Source organism: Pedobacter sp. 01T416_2, from assembly GCF_056398925.1.
The window spans coordinates 1-1,540 of sequence record NZ_JBFTQI010001062.1 but is presented as its reverse complement, the minus strand read 5'-3'; the positions used below and the strand labels follow the sequence as shown (position 1 = coordinate 1,540).

Sequence of the window (1,540 nt, the reverse complement as noted above, 5' to 3'; positions counted from 1 at the left end):
CATATGCACAGCGCCTAGAAAAACTGCAATGGTTCAACGAACCTGATAACTGGGAAATCAAAGACAAAAGCCTAATTATGCAGGTGACACCAAAAAGTGATTACTGGCGCATTTCGCATTATGGCTTCACAGTGGATGATGCACCATTTTATTACAGCACGTATGGTGGGGAGTTTGAGGCAAAGGTCAAGTTGACCGGTGCATATAAAGCCCGGTTTGACCAGATGGGACTGATGATCCGTACAGATCACAAAAACTATATCAAGACAGGTGTCGAATATGTGGATGGCAAGTTCAACGTAAGCACAGTGGTTACACACAATAAAAGCGACTGGAGCGTAACAACCTTAGACAAAACCCCTCCGTTTATCTGGATAAAAGTTGTTCGTAGGCTAGATGCAGTCGAAATATTCTATTCTTTGGACGATAAAACCTATATCATGACCCGCAATGCTCCATTGGAGGATAACGCACCGGTTCTGGTAGGATTAATGGCAGCCTCCCCTGACGGTGATGGCTTTGAGGCAAAATTTGAAAACTTTTCGGTCAAACACCTACCCGACCAGCGCCGACTGGATTGGCTTAAAAATCACCAATAAGAGCTATAACAGCAGTCCTGGGCTCGTAAATTTTTAAGGCAGGGTTATTTCTGCAGATAATAGAATGCTACCATACTTAAAACCGTAGTCAGAAACATGCAGGAATATACTTGTTTCATTACCAAAGATCTGATGAAATTGGATAACGTTCTAAAATCCCATAGCAGTTTTGTGGTAAATGAAGTGAAGCGGAATTTGAACTATCCGCTTCACTAAAACAACGAGTACTAATAACAATTTAGTTAAGGTTTAAAGCCTGGCTACCGGCATCAACAGCAAGTTGAATAACGTGATGTACCAGAAAAGCATCAACTGTTCTTTCCGGAAGTAAAAAGCTGCAGCCGACACCTCCACAACCAGCTAAACCAAAATATAACGACTATAGTCATGTACCTTCAACGCTACCGCGAAAGCACATTAGGATTAGCGACAGCACGCAAAAAGTCGCCTTCTCAAATATTCACTCATCAAATATCAGGTCCTAAATGGTTTAAGATTCAGCAAGTTATCAACACACGGGCGAGATAACCACCGATGTTATTTTAGTTTTTGCATTGTTACTTTTTTAACATAAAATACTGATTCACAGATATATGTATTTATTGTATCGGAAAGTAATTTTTGGGGTTTAGATAATTAAATTACTTAGCGATAAACGAAAGTATTCCTGAAAAGTATATTATTTTACATTACCCTTTACATGACATACGCTTTCAAAATATCATAAGCAAATCTTAAAATTGTTCCGAAAACAACGATCAGAAAAAATACACGGACAAATTTATTTCCTTTAAGCAAGGCCAGTTTTGTACCGAAGAAAGCACCGGTTAGGTTAAAAAGCGCCATTGGTATAGCGTATTGAAACAGGATATGCCCTGTAGAACTGAAATAGACAATGGCTGCCAGATTAGTCGCCATATTTACAATTTTGGCATGTGCAC

The 1,540-nt window shown here is 39.4% G+C and carries 2 protein-coding genes and 1 pseudogene; 2 read left to right on the top strand and 1 reads right to left on the bottom strand.

The window, feature by feature from the left end; translation table 11 throughout:
* Both AC1DPQ_RS27355 and AC1DPQ_RS27350 read left to right on the top strand, forming a co-directional pair.
* Positions 1-599 (top strand): DUF1349 domain-containing protein (locus AC1DPQ_RS27355; RefSeq protein ID WP_477611504.1); only part of this gene is annotated, 599 nt, incomplete at its 5' end.
* A gap of 72 nt (positions 600-671) precedes the next feature.
* On the top strand, positions 672-815 hold the full coding sequence (locus AC1DPQ_RS27350; RefSeq protein WP_477583444.1) for an Lrp/AsnC ligand binding domain-containing protein: 144 nt from the start codon (positions 672-674) through the stop codon (positions 813-815).
* 480 nt (positions 816-1,295) lie between these two features.
* Here AC1DPQ_RS27350 and AC1DPQ_RS27345 read toward each other — a convergent pair.
* Positions 1,296-1,540: pseudogene (locus tag AC1DPQ_RS27345) on the bottom strand (sulfite exporter TauE/SafE family protein); the annotation flags it as partial.